The sequence below is a fragment of the Janibacter hoylei PVAS-1 genome, from assembly GCF_004025845.1.
Taxonomy (GTDB): Bacteria; Actinomycetota; Actinomycetes; order Actinomycetales; family Dermatophilaceae; genus Janibacter; species Janibacter hoylei.
Genome location: NZ_PIPF01000007.1, coordinates 431,337 through 450,150 on the forward strand (window position 1 = coordinate 431,337; position 18,814 = coordinate 450,150).

Annotated in this window: 18 protein-coding genes and 1 pseudogene; 8 read left to right on the forward strand and 11 right to left on the reverse strand. The window is 69.3% G+C overall.

What is annotated here, in order from left to right; translation table 11 throughout:
• Positions 1–111 precede the first annotated feature (111 nt).
• Entirely contained in the window at positions 112–672 is a 561-nt protein-coding gene (locus CWN80_RS08930; RefSeq protein ID WP_007929057.1) for a PadR family transcriptional regulator, read from the reverse strand.
• Between the two features lie 103 nt (positions 673–775).
• Between CWN80_RS08930 and CWN80_RS08935 the strand changes: the two genes are divergently transcribed.
• Complete coding sequence (locus tag CWN80_RS08935; RefSeq protein ID WP_007929055.1) at positions 776–1,069, forward strand: nuclear transport factor 2 family protein; 294 nt, start codon at positions 776–778, stop codon at positions 1,067–1,069.
• A gap of 60 nt (positions 1,070–1,129) precedes the next feature.
• On the opposite strand, the gene CWN80_RS08940 is transcribed toward CWN80_RS08935, so the two are convergent.
• The 5 genes from CWN80_RS08940 to CWN80_RS08960 form a co-directional block, all read right to left on the reverse strand.
• Positions 1,130–1,903 (reverse strand): SGNH/GDSL hydrolase family protein, encoded by a 774-nt coding sequence (locus tag CWN80_RS08940; protein WP_007929053.1) that lies wholly within the window; start codon positions 1,901–1,903, stop codon positions 1,130–1,132.
• A 4-nt stretch (positions 1,904–1,907) separates the two neighbouring features.
• Positions 1,908–3,926: an NADPH-dependent 2,4-dienoyl-CoA reductase gene (locus tag CWN80_RS08945; RefSeq protein WP_128277151.1), complete on the reverse strand. Its 2,019-nt coding sequence runs from the start codon at positions 3,924–3,926 to the stop codon at positions 1,908–1,910.
• Positions 3,927–4,004: 78 nt separating this feature from the next.
• Positions 4,005–4,418 (reverse strand): hypothetical protein, encoded by a 414-nt coding sequence (locus tag CWN80_RS08950; RefSeq protein ID WP_040881584.1) that lies wholly within the window; start codon positions 4,416–4,418, stop codon positions 4,005–4,007.
• A 10-nt stretch (positions 4,419–4,428) separates the two neighbouring features.
• Positions 4,429–5,079 carry an alpha/beta hydrolase gene (locus CWN80_RS08955; RefSeq protein ID WP_007929049.1) on the reverse strand — a complete coding sequence of 217 codons (651 nt, stop codon included), beginning with the start codon at positions 5,077–5,079 and terminating at the stop codon, positions 4,429–4,431.
• A 285-nt stretch (positions 5,080–5,364) separates the two neighbouring features.
• Positions 5,365–6,255: a LysR family transcriptional regulator gene (locus CWN80_RS08960; RefSeq protein WP_007929044.1), complete on the reverse strand. Its 891-nt coding sequence runs from the start codon at positions 6,253–6,255 to the stop codon at positions 5,365–5,367.
• 11 nt (positions 6,256–6,266) lie between these two features.
• Between CWN80_RS08960 and CWN80_RS08965 the strand changes: the two genes are divergently transcribed.
• A complete protein-coding gene (locus CWN80_RS08965; RefSeq protein ID WP_083853786.1) occupies positions 6,267–7,352 on the forward strand; it encodes a YeiH family protein in 1,086 nt (361 codons plus the stop codon).
• A 3-nt stretch (positions 7,353–7,355) separates the two neighbouring features.
• On the opposite strand, the gene CWN80_RS08970 is transcribed toward CWN80_RS08965, so the two are convergent.
• Positions 7,356–7,655: a hypothetical protein gene (locus CWN80_RS08970; protein WP_007929037.1), complete on the reverse strand. Its 300-nt coding sequence runs from the start codon at positions 7,653–7,655 to the stop codon at positions 7,356–7,358.
• A 297-nt stretch (positions 7,656–7,952) separates the two neighbouring features.
• The gene (locus CWN80_RS08975) at positions 7,953–8,261 is read right to left on the reverse strand and encodes a putative quinol monooxygenase (protein ID WP_007929027.1); all 309 of its coding nucleotides are present in this window, start codon (positions 8,259–8,261) and stop codon (positions 7,953–7,955) included.
• 676 nt (positions 8,262–8,937) lie between these two features.
• Between CWN80_RS08975 and CWN80_RS08980 the strand changes: the two genes are divergently transcribed.
• Complete coding sequence (locus CWN80_RS08980) at positions 8,938–10,428, forward strand: hypothetical protein (protein WP_007929025.1); 1,491 nt, start codon at positions 8,938–8,940, stop codon at positions 10,426–10,428.
• A gap of 35 nt (positions 10,429–10,463) precedes the next feature.
• On the opposite strand, the pseudogene CWN80_RS16105 reads toward CWN80_RS08980, so the two are convergent.
• The 3 genes and pseudogenes from CWN80_RS16105 to CWN80_RS08995 form a co-directional block, all read right to left on the reverse strand.
• Positions 10,464–11,104, reverse strand: a pseudogene (locus CWN80_RS16105) (LON peptidase substrate-binding domain-containing protein).
• 33 nt (positions 11,105–11,137) lie between these two features.
• Positions 11,138–12,604, reverse strand: a complete 1,467-nt coding sequence (locus CWN80_RS08990; RefSeq protein WP_007929018.1) for a serpin family protein — start codon at positions 12,602–12,604, stop codon at positions 11,138–11,140.
• On the reverse strand, positions 12,601–13,470 hold the full coding sequence (locus tag CWN80_RS08995) for a T3SS (YopN, CesT) and YbjN peptide-binding chaperone 1 (RefSeq protein ID WP_128277152.1): 870 nt from the start codon (positions 13,468–13,470) through the stop codon (positions 12,601–12,603). Before CWN80_RS08995 ends, CWN80_RS08990 begins: the two co-directional genes overlap by 4 nt.
• A gap of 104 nt (positions 13,471–13,574) precedes the next feature.
• Between CWN80_RS08995 and CWN80_RS09000 the strand changes: the two genes are divergently transcribed.
• From CWN80_RS09000 to CWN80_RS09020, 5 genes are all read left to right on the forward strand, one after another.
• Positions 13,575–14,165, forward strand: coding sequence for a DUF6642 family protein (locus tag CWN80_RS09000; protein WP_128277153.1), 591 nt, complete (start codon positions 13,575–13,577; stop codon positions 14,163–14,165).
• A gap of 1,158 nt (positions 14,166–15,323) precedes the next feature.
• Positions 15,324–15,779, forward strand: coding sequence for a macro domain-containing protein (locus CWN80_RS09005; protein ID WP_007929011.1), 456 nt, complete (start codon positions 15,324–15,326; stop codon positions 15,777–15,779).
• A 1-nt stretch (position 15,780) separates the two neighbouring features.
• Complete coding sequence (locus tag CWN80_RS09010) at positions 15,781–17,748, forward strand: DUF262 domain-containing protein (RefSeq protein ID WP_007929010.1); 1,968 nt, start codon at positions 15,781–15,783, stop codon at positions 17,746–17,748.
• 132 nt (positions 17,749–17,880) lie between these two features.
• A complete protein-coding gene (locus CWN80_RS09015) occupies positions 17,881–18,174 on the forward strand; it encodes a transposase (RefSeq protein ID WP_007929009.1) in 294 nt (97 codons plus the stop codon).
• Positions 18,171–18,814 (forward strand): DDE-type integrase/transposase/recombinase (locus tag CWN80_RS09020; protein WP_157986921.1); only part of this gene is annotated, 644 nt, incomplete at its 3' end. The genes CWN80_RS09015 and CWN80_RS09020, both read left to right, overlap by 4 nt.

Sequence of the window (18,814 nt, forward strand, 5' to 3'; positions counted from 1 at the left end):
AGGCAAATACGGCAGGGGTGCGCATTTCCCTAGGCAAATACGGCCGGGGTGCGCATTTCCCTAGGGAAATACGGGAAGCGTGCGCATTTCCCTAGGGAAATGCGCAGGGGGTCAGTCGGTGGTCGAGCGAGCGTCGAGGACGGCGAGCACCCGCCGGCCCCAGCGCAGGTTTTCCTCCTCGAAGCTGATCCCCCGCAGCAGGGTGAGGTACTGCCCGACCGGCTCGCCCGACGCGAGGAACTCCTCCTCGGTGCGGCCGGCGAGGGTCCGCTCCTCGACGAGGCGGTAGATCGCGAGCTTCGCCTCGAAGGCCTCCATCCGCTCGACGACGTGCTCGCGGATCGCCTCGGGGTCACCGGACTCGAGCGCCGCGACCTGTACGAGCAGCTCGTCGCGGACGGCCAAGGGCTTGGGCGAGCGAAGGGTGTGCGCCCGCAACGCCTTGCGCCCCGCCGACGTCAGGCGAAAGACCCGCTTGTCCGGCCGCTTGGGCTGGGCGACGGTGCGCGCGGTGACCAGCCCCGCATCCTCCATCTTGTCCAGCTCGCGGTAGAGCTGCTGCGGGCTCGCGGTCCAGTAGTTGGCGACGGACACGTCGAAGGCCTTGGCCAGGTCGTAGCCGGAGGACTCGTCGTGGGCGAGTGCGGTGAGGATCGCGTCCTGGAGGGCCATGGGGTGATGGTAGGCGTCCCTTCGAGACAGTCGGCCGCGGACGGCCTCCCTCCTCAGGGACCGAGAGGTTCCTCTTATTCACTTTGTTGAGTAGGTTGGCTGCATGTTCCGAGACGCAGTGGAAGCCAAGGACCTCGACGCGGTGGACGAGCTGCTCGCGGAGGACGTCGTCTTCCGCAGCCCGGTCGCCCACACCCCCTACCCCGGCAAGGCGATCACGAGCGCGATCCTGCGCGAGGTCGTGGAGGTCTTCGAGGACTTCCGCTACGTGCGCCAGCTGCGTGACGGGTCGGAGGAGGCCTATGTCTCGAGGCCACGGTCGACGGGCTCGAGATCACCGGCTGCGACTTCCTCACTCTCGACGACGAGGGCAAGGTCACCGAGTTCATGGTCATGACCCGCCCGCTCAAGGCCTCGCAGGCCCTCGCCGCCCGGATGGCTGAGCGCTTCGAGGCGATCAAGCAGGCGGCTGCTGCCAGCCAGTGAGCTCGGGCCGCTTGGCCACGACCCCGTCGCCGGACGAGCGTCCGGTGAGCCGCCGGCCCACCCACGGCCCGAGGTGGCGGCGCGCCCACGCCGCCTCCGAGCGAAGTGAGCGACGCGGCGGATCCCCTTGCGGCACAACGCCCCACGCATCGACGTCCGGCACCCCGAGCACGTCCGCGGCGGCCATCGCCAGGCGCTCGTGCCCGAGCGGCGACAGGTGCAGCCGGTCGTCGGCCCACGCCCGCCGGTCCTCGAAGATCGTCCCCGTCGTCACCGCAGGCGGCTCCATGCCGTGCTTTCTGGACAGCCACGTGTAGATCTCGTTGAGCACGACCCGCCGTCGCGCGAGGAGCCGGCCCGCGGGCGAGACCGACCGGATGTCGGGGATCGGCACGACGACGAGGCGCGCCCCCTTCGCCGTGAAGGGGGCGACGACGTCGGCGAGCGTCGCGCGCAGCCGGTCGGGCTCGAAGCGCGGGCGCAGCAGGTCGTTCATGCCCGCGGTGAGCGTGACGACGTCGGGCTCCATCGCCAGCGCCGCCTCGACCTGCGTCGCGAGCACCTCGTGGGCACGCTGCCCACGCACGGCGAGGTTGGCGTAGTCGACTTCGCCGTGGTGGGCGCCGAGCAGTTCGGCGAGCCGGTCGGTCCAGCCGCGCGGTGTGCCGTCGGGCCACGGCTCGTCGCCGATGCCCTCGGACAGACTGTCGCCGATGGCGACGTAGCGCCGCGGTGGCGTGGTCATGCGATCAGACCGCGGCGGCCACGCGGGTGCCCTGGTCGATCGCTCGCTTGGCGTCGAGCTCGGCGGCGACGTCGGCACCACCGATGAGGTGCACGGTGACCCCCTTCGCCTGGAGCTCGTCGTGGAGGGTGCGGTTGGGCTCCTGCCCGGTGCACAGGACGATCGTGTCGACGTCGAGCACCTGCGGCGCGCCGTCGACGGTCACGTGCAGACCGTCGTCGTCGATCCGCTCGTAGGTGACGCCCGGGACCATCGTCACCCCGCGGGCCTTGAGCTCGGTGCGGTGGATCCAGCCGGTCGTCATGCCCAGGCCGGCGCCGACCTTGGAGGTCTTGCGCTGCAGGAGGGTCACCTCACGCGGCGCCGACCGGTGCGAAGGGGAGGTCAGCCCACCCGGCGTGGTCTCGGCCTCGTCGATGCCCCAGGTCTGCTGGAAGGCCGCGATGTCGAGGCTCGCGTCGTCGCCGGGGTCGGTGATGAAGGCGGCGACGTCGAAGCCGATGCCGCCGGCACCGAGGATCGCGACGCGCTCCCCCACCTGCGCGCCGCCGCGCAGCACGTCGAGGTAGCCGACGACCTTGTCGTGGTCGACACCCGGCAGCTCGGGGACGCGGGGGGTGACACCGGTGGCGATGGCCACCTCGTCGAAGCCCTCGAGATCGTCGGCGTCGACCCGGGCGCCGAGCTTGACGTCGACCCCGGTGTCGGCGAGCTTGTGCCGGAAGTAGCGCAGGGTCTCGTCGAACTCCTCCTTGCCCGGGACGCGCCGGGCGACGTCAAGCTGACCGCCGATGTCATCGGCGGCGTCGAAGAGGGTGACGTGGTGGCCGCGCTCGGCGGCGGTCGTCGCGAAGGCGAGCCCGGCCGGGCCGGCGCCGACGACGGCGATCCGCTTGGCCAGCCGGGTCGGGCCGATGATCAGCTCGGTCTCGTGACAGGCGCGGGGGTTGACCAGGCAGGAGGTGATCTTGCCCGAGAAGGTGTGGTCGAGGCATGCCTGGTTGCAGCCGATGCAGGTGTTGATCGTCTCGGGGGCACCGGCGGCGGCCTTGTTGACCAGCTCGGGGTCGGCGAGGAAGGGCCGGGCCATGGAGACCATGTCGGCGAAGCCGTCGGCGAGGAGCTGCTCGGCGACCTCGGGGGTGTTGATCCGGTTGGTCGCGACGAGCGGGACGGTGACGGCGCCCATGAGGCGCTTCGTCACGCCGGCCCATGCGGCGCGCGGGACCTGGGTGGCGATCGTGGGGACGCGGGCCTCGTGCCACCCGATGCCGGTGTTGATGATGTCGGCGCCGGCGGCCTCGACCTCGCGGGCCAGCTCGACGACCTCGTCGTGGGTCGAGCCGTCGGGCACGAGGTCGAGCATCGACAGGCGGTAGACGAGGACGAAGTCGTCGCCGACGGCGGCGCGCACCCGGCGGATGATCTCGAGCGGGAAGCGCATGCGGCCCTCGTAGGACCCGCCCCAGTCGTCGGTGCGCTGGTTGGTGCGCGTGACGATGAACTGGTTGATGAGGTAGCCCTCGGAGCCCATGATCTCGACGCCGTCGTAGCCGGCCTGCTGGGCCAGGCGCGCGCACCGGGCGTAGTCGTCGATCGTCCGCTGGATGTCGACCTCGGTCATCTCCCGCGGAACGAAACGGCTGATCGGCGCCTGGATCGGCGACGGCGCGACCATGCCCGGGTGGTAGGCGTAGCGGCCGGTGTGCAGGATCTGCATCGCGATCTTGCCGCCCTCGGCGTGGACCGCGTCGGTGATGAGCCGGTGGTCGGCGACGTCGTCCTCGGTCGTCAGCGTCTTGCCTCCGGGCAACGGGGCCCCCTCGTCGTTGGGCGCGATGCCGCCGGTGACGATGAGGCCGGCTCCTCCCTTCGCCCGCTCGGCGTAGAAGGCTGCCATCCGCTCGAAGCCGTCGGGCTGCTCCTCGAGGCCGACGTGCATCGAGCCCATGAGGAGGCGGTTGCGCAGGGTGGTCCGCCCGACGGTGATCGGCTCGAGCAGGTGCGGGTACGAGTGAGGCATGGTCGACGACTCCAATGGTCAATTTGTTGTCTAGGCGGAGTCTGCCACGAGGTCGGCGTCGACGAAAGGTGCGGTGACTCAGCCGACGCCCTGGTCGACGAGGCGCCACCGCTCGTCGTCGCCGTTGCGCGCGATGACATAGCCCCAGCTCGTGCGACGCGCCGGGGAGAAGGATCCGTCGGACTGGAGGACCCGGAGCGGCACCGGCACGTACTGGACCTGCTGCCACCCCTCCAGCCCCGTGCCGGCCAGCCAGTAGTCCCGCGCCCGACCGATGCTGTCGTCGGTGACGACGAGGTCCTGCTGGGTCAGCGGGTCGACGTAGGACGGCACGAAGTGATCCGGCCGGTCCTCCGACGCGATCGCCCGCATCGTGCCCAGGTCGTGACCGGGATCCTCACCAAGGAGACGCGTGACGTCGACCTCGACCGGTAGTCGACGAGGGCGAAGGGGGCGGACCGGCCGGACCGGCCGGTCCGCCCCCTTCGTCATGTCGTGGTGCTCAGGTGCGTCGCTCGACGACGTCGAGCACGGCGTCGGCAGCAAGCCGGTGCCACCTCCACGGGCGGTCCATCAGCGCGTGGCCGCCACCGGGTACACCGTCCCAGGTCGCGTCGGCACCCTCGGCGCGCAGCCGCTCGACGAGCTCCCGGGAGCGTTGGGGGCTGCACACGTCGTCGGCCTCGCCGTGGATCACCCGAACGACCCGATCGTGCAGGTGCTCGTAGGTCTCGTCCTCACCCACCCAGGGCGCGAGGGCGACGCTGCCGATCACCGCGTCCTGCCCGCCGCAGCGCAGCGCCGCCCAGCCACCGCTGGAGTGGCCGAGCAGGACGACGGGGCGACCGTGCTCCTCGTGGAGGCGGCGGACGATCTCGCGGGTCTGGAGCAGGCCGCTGCCGGAGGGGGCGACCCATCCCCCGTCGCTGTTGTGCACGAGTACGGGGGCGACCCGGCCGCGGGCGGCTCGGGTCACCGCGGTGACGAAGGGGAGCATGCGCAGGTAGGAGATGTCGCGATGGCGCCGGGGCTGGGTCGCGTCGGCACGACCGCCGTGCAGGAGCAGCGCGATCGCGCGCGTGCGTGGGCCGACGCGGACCCGGCCCTGCCGGATCGATGACATGAGGGTCTCGAGGTCGGGCGGGGTCGTCATCGCACGAGTCTCGCAGGTCGTCGACCGCTACGGCATGGCCGCTTCGTCGACGTGCTGCAGCTCGCAGTCTCGAGGCGGGTGACCATCTCGCGGGCGTCGTCCTGCGCCAGCGATCTGAGGGGTGTCGACGACTCCCTGCGCGAGGTGGAGGAACACGAGGAGGGCCACGAGCCCGCCGGCGATCCGGGCAGCCCACCGCAGTGCTGTCCTGGTCCGGCCACCGTGGGCGGGGTGCGCCGCCTACGCCACGGTGCCGCTACCCGTCGCCGGGGGACGAGGGGTGGCTCAGCCCGCCGAGTCCGTGGCAACGGCGAGCAGGGTCGCCGTCGCGGTGCTCATTCGAGCACCCTTGCGCCACACCGCTGTCAGTGGACGGTCGAGGTCGAGGGTCGTCGGCACGACGACCAGTGCTCCGGTGTCCACCTCGGCGGCGACGGCCCGCTCCGACACGACCGCCGGCCCGAGGCCGGCACGGACGGCGCCGAGGAGCGCGGCGGTCGAGCCCGCCTGCAGCGCGACCGTCGGCCGCCGCCCGAGCGCCCGCTCGAAGGTGCTGCGGGTCCCGCTGCCCTCCTCGCGCAGCACCCACTCGGCCGCGCCGAGTGCGGGCGCGGTCAGCGGGGAGCGCCGGCGCGCCCACGCGTGACCGGGTGGCACCACGACGACGAGCCGGTCGGTGCCGACGACGCGGTGCTCGAGACCCGGGGTTGTCATCGTCGTCTCGACGAAGCCGATGTCGACGAGCCGGCTGCGGACCATGTCGGCCACCCGGTCGCTGTTGACGACGTGCAGCTGCGGGTGGACCTCGAGCCGCTCACGCAGCTCGCCGAGCCAGCGCGGCAGGATGTGCTCGGCGATCGTCAGGCTCGCGGCGACGCTCACCTCGCCCCGCCTGGCCCCGCGCAGCGCGGCCAGACCCGAGCGCATCGTGTCGGCCTCGCGCAGCACCTGCCGTGCCCAGGCCACGACGGCCTGACCGTCGGTGGTCAGCCTCGAGCCTCGGGGGGTGCGGTCGAGCAGGGTCAGCTGCCAGCGCGCCTCGAAGGCCCGCACCCGGGCGCTCGCCGACGGCTGGCTCAGCCCGCGCGCCCGAGCGGCCGCACTCAGGCTCCCGGTGTCGTCCACGGCGACGACCAGCCGGAGGGTCTCGATGTCGAGGTCGGGCAGCTCAGCCATAGCCAAAGACTATGACCTGTGGCGTAACCGGGGTCTACTGGACGGCCTCGATGACGGGCACCGTGGTGGTCATGCAGACGATGACCGGACGGCCCCCTTCGAGACGCTTGCTGCGCAAGCTCCTCAGGGAGCGACGGTCGGCAGCGACGCTCGTCGCGCCGCTGGCCGCTGCCGCAACGGCGTTGGCCCTGAGCACGGTGGTCCCGCTGCTCGGCCCCCTGCTCATCGCCCTGGCCATCGGCGCGGTCGTGGTCAACAGCCGCCTGGGCACCCTCCCGGCCATCGCCGGTCACGACGCCGCCACGAAGTTCCTCCTCCGGCTGGGCGTGGCCGCGCTCGGGCTGCGCCTCCCCTTCGCCGACATCGTCTCGATCGGCCCGAGCGGGCTCGTCGTCATCGCGGTCACGGTGCTCGCGACCTTCACGGGGACGCGATACATCGGTCGTCGCCTCGGCCTCGAGGAGGGGCTGGTCCTGCTCATCGCCACGGGATTTTCGATCTGCGGCGCCGCGGCGATCGCCGCCGTCGAGGACACCGTCCGGGCCAGGCAGCAGCACGTGGCCCTGGCCGTCGCCATGGTCACCCTCTATGGCTCGGCGATGATCGCCGCCGTGCCGTGGCTCGCGGGAGTCATCGGCCTGAGCGATGAGCAGGCGGCGATCTGGGCCGGCGCGAGCATCCACGAGGTCGCGCAGGTGGCCGCGGCGGGCTCGCTCATCGGCACGTCCGCCGTGGCGCTGGCCATGACGGTCAAGCTCGGCCGGGTCGCCCTGCTCGCACCGCTGTCGGCCGTGCTCGCCCGCACCACCCCCGGGGCGAAGGGAGCGACCACCCCCCTTGTGCCGTGGTTCATCGTCGCCTTCGTCGTCGCCGTCGCGGTCCGCACGAGCGGCCTGCTGCCGCAGGGGGTCCTGTCGGTCGCCGATGTGCTGACGACGCTGCTGCTCGCGGCCGGCATGTACGGCCTCGGCATGGGCATCCGCGCCCGTGACCTGTGGCCGCTGCCGCTGCAGGTGCTCACCCTCGCGACGATCTCGACGATCATCGCCGCAGGCACCTCGCTGGCGCTGGTCCTGCTTGTGGGCTGGGGGGCGTGACGCTCAGGTCGACGTGCGGCCGTAGAACAACTCGGAGGTCAGATCGTTGAGCACCATGTCGGGACGCTCACCGCAGGTGAGGACAGAGTTGATCCGTGGCCTCGTACCCCTGATCGGGGTCACCCGGTGCAGGGCCCACTCGCCGCGGAAGAAGGCCAGGGTGCCGGCAGCACTGGGCAGGACCTGCAGGCTGGTCCGGTCTCCCTGCAGCACTCGTTGGACGCTCGGATGGTTCTCGTCGTCGCCGGAGCGCAGCCCCGGCAGGTACTCGAAGTCGCCGCCCTCCTGCGCCTGCTGGTACATGACACACCGGGACGGCGACCTCATCGAGATCCAGAGGGCTGGGTGTCGGCGATCTGGGCCCGCCGGACGGTGGCGATCTGGCCGGCGCTGCTCTTTCGGCAGCCAGCGATCACATCGGCGATGGTTCAGCGCGAGTTGGGTCTGTCACAGCCGGCCGTAGACGCCGTCATCGCGCGCCGGCGTGACGCTGGCGTCGTCACCAAGGCGGTGGGCCTGCAGCGTCGACGTCGGGTGGGCGGCTCCGCAGGTGACGTCGGCGCTCGACGTCTTCGCCGAACGGGCCAGGCGCGGCTGACCTCAGACCGCGAGATCGACCTGGTCACCGACGGGCGAGAGCACGATGACCTCGGGCTGAGCGAGCAGGTGCGGCGCGACGGCCTGGCTGAAGTCAGCGAAGGCGTCCATCTCGCCGTGCCGCTTCAGCGCCTCCGTGGAGTCGTAGGCCTCGAGGAGGATGTAGTCACCCTCGCTCTTGGCGACGCGCTGGAGGTCGTAGCGCAGACACCCCTCGTCGGCGAGGAATGTGCCGCGGGCCGCGGCGACGGCGGCCTCGACGGCGTCGGTGGACTCGGGCTTGGCGGAGATGCGGGCGACGACGTTGATCATGGGTCCACTATATGTGAATCATGGTTCAGATCAGGTGCAGCGCGTCGCCCTCCGACAGCCACGTCCTGCCCCCACATCACCAGGGCCTCATCGAAATGGCCGAGCGCACGGACCTGCTCGTGCACGAGGCGATCGGCGTGAAGGGGGGCCGGGCTCGGCGCGGCCAAGGTCGACAAGAACCAATGCCGCCGCGATGCGCAGAAGGGCTACCGCGGCAAGGTGACGATCGGGCAGGACCTCGACCGCTTCACCCTGCCGCTGCGCAACAAGGGACGAGGTCGCGGCTGACGCCCTAGAGCAGCTCGTCGAGTCACCACTCGGGGTGCGGGCCCCGGTCCAGCCGGTCACCGCATCGTCGGGCAGGATCTCCGACCCGGCCACCCGGGGCCGGAGCCACCGGTGCGCAGTGACTCTTGCCGGGCGCGCTCCGCCACTGCTCTAGACCCCGCAGGGTCAGTTCGGCCAGCTGGCCCGCACCGAGGCCGCTGCTCGTGCTCTTCGTCAGATCACTCATCGCCACTCCCCTTCGTCCTCCACCGACGAGGTCAACACCAGGTGCGGCCACCGACAACGCTCGGGGGTCGAATGGCTTCGAGGCTCCTTCGTCGCACCTCAGCCAACATGCGGGGAGCGCTCCCCCTGTACGCGGGTCGCCGGGGCCGCAAGGCTGTCGCTCATGACGACCTTCCCGCTCCCCCTCCCGTCGACCCAGCCCGAGCCCCAGCCCGCCGTCGACCTCGGTGGTGGCACCGTGGCGACGCTGCGCTGCGCGGGTGAGGTGGCTCCCTTCGCCCGGCCGGTCGTCGACCGCTACCGCCGCTACCAGGAGGCCGGCGAGACCCGCGACCGGCTGCGGACCGGTGTGGGCTTCACCTTCTGGCAGCTGCGGCAGGACCGGGAGACGCAGTTCGCGATCACGGCGCCGGACTACGCGGCGGAAGACTTCGTCGACGCCACGACCGACGACCTGACGCTCGCGCTGTGGATCGAGGCCGCCCAGGCGGACGTGCTCAGCCGCGCGGACGTCGACGGCGAGGAGATCGACCTGTCGATGCGGGTGCACTTCACCAAGGCGGCCCTGACGGTGGTCGAAAAGGGCCGGACCGACGAGCTCGTCCTCGTGCGGCGCCCGTCGACGTCGGAGGACGACTCCGGCTGGCTGGTGCGCACGGCCGAGAAGTCCTTCCTGCGCAACAAGGAGGTTGAGGTCCTCGCCGGGCTGCTCGTGCAGTCGGCCCCCTACCTCGTGCCCCTGCTCACGCTGCCCACGGGGACGGTGGCGCGGGTCGCCGGCGGCCGCTTCGTCGGCGCCTGGGCGACGCGGTCCGCCGATGGCACCGTCACCGATGCGGACCGGCAACTGCTCGACGCCGACGGTCGCGGCGCGGGCGCTCCCATCGGCGAGAGGAGCCCGGCGGCACCCACCACCGAGACGATCGAAGAGGTCGTCGACGGCGTGACCCTGCGCGCGCGGACCCACCCGCAGCTCGCGCCGCTCGCCGGCAGCGTCCTCATGGCCTTCGCCGCCGGCGCGGCCGGTCCGCTGGAGCCGGGCGCCCGGCTGCAGATGTCGTATGCGCCGTACACGCTCGAGGCCACGGACGAAGGGGGCGTCCTCCTCGTCACGACGCCGGACTTCTCCTCTCCCGAGGCCTATCGGGAGAGGACGACCGACGACCTCACCGGCGCCCTCATCTGGCAGGTCGAGCAGGTGCAAAAGGCTCGCCAGGCAGGCGTCGACGCGGCGCCGGTCAGGGCCACCGAGACCATCGCGATCCAGTCGGCCGCGCTCGACGCGATCGTCCTGGGTGAGCCCAGCGCCTTCATCATGGAGCGCTACGAGCTCGATCCCGGCACGGACACCCTCACCGACGGCACGCGGCGGTCCGGGTGGTCGATCGTCACACCGTCGGCCCAGACCGACGAGGAGCGCGCGCTGCGCAACATCGACGCGGGCGAGCTGCAGGCGTGCGACCGCACCTTTGGCCCCTACCTGGCGCTGCCGGTCGGGTCGCTGCTGCAGTTCGCCGGTGGTGAGCTGCAGTCGGCGCACCTCGTCGACCAGGCGAAGCTCGACGAGGTGCTCGCGCGGGGTGAGTACCGCACGATGGGTGAGGTGCTGGCCTCGGGTGAGGCGTCGCGGCCCCTTTTCGTCGACGCTGGCTGAGGGCGAGCACGGCAGCGGACGCCGCCCGGGGGCTGTCAGTCGGGATTGTCGGGTGACTGGAGCGGCAGCAGTTCGAGGGCTTCGCTCGTGAGGCGCGCGGTGGTCTCGAGCAGCTCGCCGAGGGACGACGACCGCAGCAGCGTGAGCTGGTCCAGGGCGCCGAGCTGGGCGATCCATGCCAACTGCCAGCTGCGGGTGACCGGGTCGTCGGCCAGCTCGATGTCCGCGGGCAGGGCCGGCGAGCGGTACTCGCTCATCACCGTGAGCGCGCGTCGCACGGTCCGCTCGGTCTCGGCCAGGCGCGGGGCGTCGCCGTCGGCCCACGTCAGGTCCGGCAGGCGCGTGATCTCGGCTCGCGGATAGGGATCGTCGGGCAGCCACCGGGCGACCTCGATGCGCTCCTGCCCGCGAGCGATGAGACCGACCCGACCTCCGCCCATCGGCCGGACCTGCTCGATGCTCGCGACGCACCCGACAGCGAAGCGCTGATTTCCCCACCGACCTCGAAGCCCCGATCGATGAGCACTACCCCGAAGCGCCCGTCGCCGTCCGCGACATCGCGCAGCATCGTCAGGTAGCGCGGCTCGAACACCTGCAGCGGCAGGGGCTGCCCGGGCAACAGCACCGTCCCGAGGGGGAACATCGGCAGGACGTCCATGGACTCAACGTCGCACATCTACGACCGGCCTGGGCTGCTGGTGAGCGACCATCACACGATCTCGCCACGCTCCCGCATCCGCGCCTCCTTGTAGGCCGACAGCGCGGCAGCCTCGTCCGGGTCGGTCTCTGCCAGCAGCTCCAGGGCTTCCCCGTCGGAGTCCATGTAGTTGGGTCCGGGCACCCACGCGCTGACGAGCGGCACGCCCTCCCACGCTCCCCCGCGAGCGACGGCTACGACGGCGTGCGGGGCACGGAAGTCGAGATCGACCCGCTCCACGTCCACCTGCTCGAAGCTCGGCGCGGACCCAACCCGGTCCAGCGCCGTGAGCGCAGCCGCCCGAAACCCGTCGGCGTCGTACTCCGCCCGCACCGACTGCACGCAGCTCGTCGCCGCGCCAGGCTCGTCGGGCAGGATCGCGTGGCCGGCCTCGGCGACGCCGGGCGCCTCGGTGAGGTCGAGCGTCTCCTGAGCCGACCACGACGGCACCTGGCTGCGCCACTGCTGCGGCCTCCCCCAGGCGTCGGTCGGCAACTCTGCGCGCGCCAAGTCGGTCATCTGCACCCGCGCTGCCCTGGACCGCCAGCCGAATCCCCGGCGCGGCAACCCGTGCGGTCGCTCGCCGTGCCACAGCGCGCCGTCGTCCAGCAGCGCCACGACTTCGTCGACGGCCTGCCAGACCTGCGCCGGAGCGACCCTCGGGTGAGCGCGCACGCTGATGACGTCGATGCCGTCCTCGGAGTGCGGCTTGGCCACGAGGACGGCCCCGGCAGCGGCAGTCTCGACGATCGTCTGCAGGCCCCCACCGAGCCTCAACCACTGGCCGCCGCCACCGGTGGTGAGCTGCTCGGTCCACTGTGGCTCGAGGACGAGCGCCGTCGCCAGCACGATGCGGGTCAGCTCGGTGACCTCGAGTGGGAACTGCGGGATGAGTCCGCGTGTGCGCTCTGACGCCCACGCATCCAGCCGGGCCTGGTCAGGGATCGGCCGCTCCACCCCGACGGGTGTCACCGCATCCCCCGCAACCCAGGCTCCAGCCGCAGCAGCGAGGGTCGGGTGCGGTGCGCCGAGCAGCCGACGTGCGGCAGCACTCGCCTCCCCGACCGGCATGCCAAGGATCTCCTCGAGCACGGCGCGGTCGTCGCCGGTGACGTGCTCAGCGACGGAGGCGAGAAGCAGCCACAGCCCGGCGTGGGAGACGACGGAGGTCGTCGCCTGGCCGAGCTTTTCGCGGCAGCGAGCGGCGTACCGGGTGATCGCCCGGGCGACGGTGCAGTCGGGTGGCGGCGCCGGCATGAGGTCGGCTGGGCCCCCTTCGACCGCCTCTCGCTGACCGCAGGTCAGGCACTCGACCGTCCACATGCCCGGCACGATCAGACACCCACCGAGCCGCTGCCACGGCGTGGCCGCGACCTGCTCTGCCGTCTCGGCGGTGGGCATCCCCATGACGCGCTGGTGGGTGGCGTGGGACCCGCAGCGGTCGCAGCGCAGTCTCGTCGTGGTGGTGGCTTCGCTCACGTCGTCTCCTGTCGATCGCGCGCCTCGGGGAGGAACTCGTCCTCCCAGCCGTCGATGATCCGGAAGAGGTGCTCCACGTGCTCCAGCACGTGCTCGGGCACGAAGGGTCTGGCGAGCATGTCGACCATGACGAGGAAGTCCTCGTCGTCGAGCACGACGAACTTGAGCGCGTGCATGCACCCGTTGAGCCGCTGGGCGATCCGGGTGGCCTCGTCGAGGTCACGCTCGTGGTGCGGCAGCGTGCAGCACATGCGGATGCGCGGTGCGCGCCTCGACGGCCGCACCAGGATCGACGTGCCGGGGAAGTGGACGATGGCGTCACCGTCATCCGTGGTGTCCACCTCACCCACGAGCGGGCGAAGGGCGATGGCGACGAGGGCATTGACCTCTGCCCGGCTGGTGGGTCGGGCGCCGTCGGCGAGCAGCGGGCTGGTCTCCCAGGGCTCGCGCGTGGGTGGAGTCAGGACGGGGCTCGGGCTGGTGAGGAGCGCCGGGTCGAGGACACCGAACCCTTCGCGCAGTGCCGTGATAACCGCAGCGGCCGCCTCGTCGGGCCGCGTGATGTCGTAGTACTTGCCGTAGGTCGGCTCCTGCCGCGTCGGGCACGCCATGCCCAGCCGGCGGACCCTCGCCTGCTGGGTGCGACTCATGCGCCACGTACGAGCCAAGGTCATGTTGGAGGCGACCTCGACGAGCACCTGCGGCAGGACGACGTTGAGCTCGACGAAGGGAGCGTCCCCCGCCTCGTAGACGCTCGTGCGGTCGAGTGAGATCCGGAAGATCTCGCCCTCGCCGAACCGTTCGATGGCCACCACGAGACGCTCGTGGAAGTCCCTCCACGCTGCCTCGACCCGCTGATCGAACATCAGCCACTCCCCTCCGTCGACCTGCTCCACAGCGTAGGTGGGACCACCGACAATGATCCGGCTGAGCGTTTGACACCCCACCGAGGGACCACAAGTGTTCATACATGGCACAAGGGATCTACTGCTTCGAAGGTGAATGGGGCCCTGCCCGCGACCGACGGACCGTCGAGCCAGTGCTCGGCCTTCTCCAGGACTGCGAAGGGACCCCCTACGTCCACCGCAACGTCGCGACAAGGGACGCCCTCGAGTTCTATGCAAAGAAATGGCGTCGGCTCACCTCGATGCCCATCGGCTACTTCGTCTGTCACGGCGCTCGTGGGCAGCTCTGGTTCGGCGATGAAGGCGTGACGATCAAGGAGTTCGCTGAGATTCTCGGGAGCAGGTGTGAGGACAAGGTCTTGTTCTTCGCCTCGTGCTCGACGATGGCCGCCAAGGATCAAGAGCTCATAGACCTCTGTCGGGCCACCAACGCCAGGGCAGTCGTCGGGTACACCAAGACGGTGGACTTCGTCGAGGCGGCCGCGTTCGAGGTCCTGCTCCTGCGCGATCTGCTGTACACGACCAACTTAAAGTCGGCCTACACACGAATGGAGCGCGAGCACCCTCGGATGTCGCAGCGGCTCGGCCTTCGTATGGCACACAAGACGTGGGCCTCATCTCGAAGTGTTGCTCAGCAAGCCCTCGATTCCGCTTGAATGCGCCCGGCGGACAACAACTGCACCGATCTCCTCCGCCATCACTCGCCTTACGCCGCTGCGAACTCGTCGTCCGTCTCCAGACGGGGTGAAGCCTCGGTCACGGGTGCTTCGGCTGGTAGGTCCATCTCGGGCATGAACCGTGCCTCCTGCCACCCAATAGGAAGGGCCGTACAGCGCCACTCGACGAGGGGCAGCAGTCACACGGGCGGTCGAGGACAGGGACTCTGCGCACCCTGTCTAGACGACCTTTCAGCCGATCATGTCGATAGCGCGGTCGCCACCGTCGAAGCTATGGTGACCTGCGCGTCGACCTTTGAACCGCACTCGGCCCTATAGAGGCTCGTGACCTTGGAAACGAGGATGAGCACACACCGAAGGAGCAGGTGCCTGGGAAGCCGCAGACGCGGCGTTGTAACCGCAGGAGAAACGACCCGCACCTCGGGCCCGTGGCGCACCGTCGACGATCTCTCGCTCCACCCCGAGCGCGTCTTCAACCGCAACCTCGCCGCGGCGTCCGGCATCAAGCGGTCCCGGGAGCGCACCGACCTGAGCACGATCCGGGACTGGTTCGGCGCGGACCCTCGCACGGGCGAACTCATGCACCGAGAAGCTGCCTGAACACGCCGGAGAACGTTGTCGACAACGGCTATACGTTGCACGGTCTCCTCGTCGACGTAGCTCTCTTCCGCCTCCTGAGAGCCCGAGGCCAAGCTTGCGGAGCGGACGGGATCAACGGCCTGAAGCTCGAGCTCAGTCTCGTGGCCAGGAAGCCGATCAGCAACCCCCGCAAGGACGGGTGGGCGTGGCTCTCCGAGGGCAACCAGCTCCACGAAATCGTCGAGCGCATGCGCCCACATCGTCGCTGTCGCAGCCAAGCCCAGTCCCACCTCGACACCGCCAGGTGGCCTCAGGGATCGCCTGTGAGGCAGCGCCGTAGGACGAGGTCAACTGACTCAACCTGATCAAGGTCGCCGCCACCCAAGGGCATATAGAACTCGCCGAGCGCAGTCTCAACTACGACGTCTACGACCGCATCGACGACTACCAGCCACCGATTGACCTGCCCAAGAGGACGCGCGGTGTGGTCAAGAAGGAAGGCTCGGGAAACGCAAACTCGTCCTCGCGCTGTCGGCGGTTCCCACTAGTATTGCCGGCGTGTTGATCACCGTCGTAGAGGGAGACATCACCACCCAGGAGGTGGATGCGGTCGTCAACGCGGCAAACCGGCGAATACGAGGCGTCGATGGGGCGATCCATACGGCTGGTGGCTCGGCGATCCCCGAGGACTACATCACCCGCTTTCCCAACGGACTGGACGCCGGCGACACCGGATGGACGATGGCAGGCGAGACCGACCGAGACCACCTGACCTCGCGCTACACGCGTGCCTTGGGGCACGCGGACGAGCTCGGTGCCCGCAGTGTCGCCTTCCCCCTAGTCAGTGCTGATACCTACGGCTGGCCGAAGGAAGACGCAATCGCCGCGGCGGTGGAGGCGCTCAACGCTGCGTCCAGTGCTGTTGATGAAGCCCGCCTGGTCGCATTCGGCCAGCCCACCTATGCCGCGATCGCTCGCTCGCTGGCGAGCCAAGCCGAAGATTGGATTCACTGACATGCCGCAGGAACACGAGTCGCTGAAAAAGGCGCTCGACGACAAGACCTTCGTCATTGCGGACTACCAGCGGCCGTACGCTTGGACTGACAAGCAACTTGGCGACCTGTGGGGCGACCTTGACCTGCTTGGCGATGGCGAACATTTCGCCGGCACGCTGGTGTTGCGAGAGACCGGACATAAGAAGACCACGTCAGCTGGCGAGACTCTGAAGGAGTACGAGGTCGTCGATGGTCAGCAGCGTCTCACGACCGTAACGATCCTCATGACTCGTCTGGCGAAGGCACTCGACCAGATTCAGGGCGTCACGGACGAGGGACTGGCTGATGGCGTACTCGAAGCCAAGCGTCAGATCGGCGCCCTCGTGCGCATTCAACTTCTGGGCACGCAGGAGCCACGGCTCCAACTAGGGACAGACCTCCGAGGCTTCTGGCGCGATCACATCATTGAAGACCTTCCGGCACCCAGTGACCCCATCGCGTCTGCACGCAGGTTGCTCCGTGCCGCGACCTTCTTTGACCAGCGACTCGTGGAACTCGTGGAGGGTGCAGCACCTGAAGTCGCCGCAGGGCGCCTGCTGGACCTCCGGCGCCGCCTCACGTCCGGTCTCCAGTTGCTTGTCTATCCGATCAAGTCGACTGCCGAAGTGGGCGTCATCTTCGAGACGCTCAACGACCGCGGGATCCTCCTCACCGATCTTGAGAAGATCAAGAATTACCTTCTCTACCTCGCGTCCCAGCTCGACGACGTTCGCAGAACGAAGCTCGCGGATCTGATCAACGAACGATGGTCGGGCGTGTTCAAGAACCTGGCTGGACTCCCGTCCGACAGCGAGGACCGACTCCTCCGTTCACACTGGCTAGCCACCCAGGAGCCGAACATCCGCCTGTGGGAGCGGTCTGAGTCGATCAAGAAGAAGTTCCCACGTACGCACTACGTTCACGGCTCTCAACGCCTCCGCGATGACGATGCAGGCGACAGGACCGACCCAGAAGCAATGCGGCAGCGGCTGTTCGACGACGTCTCCGACTACGTCGACCAGCTCTGGCAATGCTCTGCGTTCCTTCGCGATCTGGAGGGGACCTCAACAGCATTCGCATCGTCGACAGCCGACCCCGCGGACATCGCTCGCGTGTCCAGGAACTCGCAAGCTCTTGTCCGCAGCGGGGTCGTTGCTCAGTTCCTCCCCCTACTGTTCGCGACCCGTCTGGCGTCCCCCGGCAACGCCGCCGGCTACGCAGATGTACTCGTCGCGTGCGAAACCTTCGCGGCACGCGTTTTTGCCATCTGCGCGCGTAGATCCGGCGCGGGCAGGCAGGCTCTGGCTGGTCTGGCGCATCAGGTCTTTAAGGGATCGACCTCAATCGGTGACGCCGTCACGCGAGTCGGTTCACTGACCTGGGAGTACGCACCGGACAGCCTCGTGCGAAACAACCTCACGGTGGAGACCAACTGGTATGTGCGGAGCTCCCACAAGTATGTCCTCTATGAGTACGAACTGTCGAAGGGGAAGACGGTCGCCGTACTGAAGCCGTTCGAGACCTTCACGAAGAACTTTGAGAAGACCACCGAGCACATCCTGCCCCGCAACCCGAAAGACATCGACAAAGCGTCGCCCACTTACGCGGGGTCTTGGCGGGACATCTTCAGTGACGATGAGCGAAAGAGTCACACGCATTCGCTGGGCAACTTGATTCTGACGATGGACAACAGCTCCTACAGCAACAAGGAGTACGTCGAGAAACGCGGCAAGACCGGTCAGACGCAGCCCCCGTGCTACTTCACAGCAGCCTTGGCGAGCGAACGCGAGGTCGCCGAGAAATGGCCCAGCTGGACCGCTAAGGCCATCGAGGAGCGACTCGCTGCACTCACGACCTGGGCCGTGTCCGAGAGATGGCCAGCCACAGGGCCGTCAACGTCCGAACCGACGGTAGATGACCCAGCCGACGACGCGGACCAGGCACCCTGACTCCTCACCAAGCCAGATTGCTTCATCCATGTCGACCTAGCGGGACTGCCAAATGCCGGGGCTGGGACTGCTGCACGGATAGGTGACATCTGATCTGTGGCGTCGAGGGACGCTGCTGGAAGGATGGACACCGTGCCCAAGCCCTACCCCAAAGAGTTTCGTGACGATGTCGTGCGGGTCGCTCGCAACCGTGAGCCGGGTCAGCAGTTGAAGCAGATTGCTGCTGACTTCGGGATCAGCGAGTCGTGCCTGACCAACTGGCTCAAACGCGCCGACGTCGAGGACGGCACCGCGCCGGCCGTGACGAGTGAGCAGGCAGCCGAGCTGCGTGAGCTCGAGCGCCGTAACCGATTGCTGGAGCAAGAGAACGAGGTGTTGCGGCGCGCGGCGGCGTACTTGTCGCAGGCGAACCTGCCCCCAAAATGATGTTCCCGCTCGTCCGCGAGCTGGCTGGCAAGGGAGCCCGGATCCGGGTGCCTGTGTCGGTGACGTGCCGGGTGCTGAAGTTGTGTCGTACGCAGTACTACCGGTGGCTCACGTCCCCGGTCACCGCCTCCGAGCTGGCGTGGGCGCATCGCGCGAACGCGTTGTTCGACGCTCACCGTGATGACCCCGCCTTCGGTTACCGATACCTCCACGAGGAAGCCGCCGACGCCGGGACGGGCATGTCGGCTCGCACGGCGTGGCGGATCTGCTCAGCGAACGCCTGGTGGTCGATCTTCGGGAAGAAGCGCTCGGCCCGTCCGCGGCCCGGACCACCGGTGCACGATGGCCGGCTCGCGGTCGAGGACGAGGTGGGCCGCGTCACGCATGACTTCACCAGCGCGGCGGCACCGAATCGGGTGTGGCTGACCGACATTACTGAGCACTGGACCGGTGAGGGCAAGCTGTACCTCTGCGCGATCAAGGACGCCTGCTCCGGGCGGATCGTGGGCTACAGCATCGACTCACGCATGACGTCGCACCTGGCTGTCACCGCGCTGAACTCAGCCGTCGCACGCCGCGCCGCTGACGGCGCCGACGTGGCCGGGTGCATCGTGCACAGCGACCGAGGCTCGCAAGGCGA